This window comes from Mycobacterium sp. TH-M106 (assembly GCF_057473765.1).
Genome location: NZ_JBYCLE010000539.1, coordinates 1 through 1,288, shown reverse-complemented (window position 1 = coordinate 1,288; position 1,288 = coordinate 1). Strand labels below are relative to the sequence as shown.

Genomic DNA, 1,288 nt, shown 5'->3' with positions numbered 1-1,288 from the left:
ACCCGGGTGTCCTCGAAGTCCCCGAGAGCGAGAACGGGATCCTGTTGTGCCGCAGCTTCCCCCGTGGCGACTGCAGGATCGATCTGCCCTATGACCGGGACGAGATCGTGGTCGCACCGCCGACACAGCATCAGGCCCGGATCACCGGCTTGGAACGGGTCGGCAACGCCGTGATGCACGTGAAAGTCGTACTGTCGGCCGGACCCGACGGTCCATCGTCGGCGGATTTCGACTCAGGTCAGTTCGTGCGACTCACCGTCCCGGGCTGCGACGCCCGGCGCGCCTACTCGCCGGCCAACGTCGCCAACTGGGACGGCGAGCTGGACTTCTATATTCGGCTGTTGCCCGGCGGGCTGATGTCGACCTATCTCACGCAGAAGGCAGCATTGGGCGATGTGCTCACCGTCTCCGGTCCGCAAGGGTCATTCACGCTGACCGAGAACGGACTTCGGCCCCGCTGGTTCCTCGCCGGCGGCACCGGATTATCGCCGATACTGTCGATGCTGCGCCGGATGGCCGAGTGGGGCGACCCCCAGCACACACGTCTGTTCTTCGGTCTCACCCACCACACCGACATCTTCGCCGAAGACGAACTCCGGGAACTCGCCGACGCGATGCCCGACTTTCGGGCCGACACCGTGGTCTGGCACCCAGATCCCCGGTGGCCGGGCACCACCGGGGATCCGGTCGATCTCGCTGCGGCCGAGTTGTATCTGCTCGGCGAAAGCCCCGACGTCTACGTGTGCGGACCGCCGCCCATGATCGAGGCCGCCTACGCCGTGCTCACCGCAGCCGGTGTGCCGCGCGGACAGATTTATGCCGAAACGTTTGTCACCACGGCCTGAAACCCTTTTGAGGCAGCGATATCGACGCCCGGACAACCACTGGTGGTTCTCATCGAACGCCAATCCGAGTACCGTAATTCCGTCGCGTTCCGCATACGAGCCGATAGATCACCACTCGCGAAAGAAGTCCTCGCCATGGCAGCACAACCGGCACAGTCATCAGCTACCGATCAGTCATCGCCGCAGCCGTTGGTCGGGAAAGGATGGATTCAGGGCGTCGCCCTGGTCATGATCTTCGGCTTTCTGGTGATGGGCATTCTGGCCTATCGCACCTACTCGGCGTCCATGCCGCTGCCGGACAAGGTCGTCAGCGAATCTGGCCAACTGTTGTTCACCGGTGCCGACATCACCCGGGGCCAGGAGATCTACCAGGCCCGCGGACTGATGGAGTACGGGTCGGTGCTCGGCCACGGCGCCTACCTCGGACCCGATTACACCGCCGA

Annotated in this window: 1 protein-coding gene and 1 pseudogene; both read left to right on the top strand. The window is 64.2% G+C overall.

Annotation, left to right across the window (positions count from 1 at the left end; all coding sequences use genetic code 11):
* Nucleotides 1-845: FAD-binding oxidoreductase (locus tag AC2VOP_RS18680; protein ID WP_486962349.1), on the top strand; the 845-nt coding region annotated here is incomplete at its 5' end.
* A gap of 135 nt (nucleotides 846-980) precedes the next feature.
* A pseudogene (locus tag AC2VOP_RS18675) lies at nucleotides 981-1,288 on the top strand (nitric-oxide reductase large subunit); the annotation flags it as partial.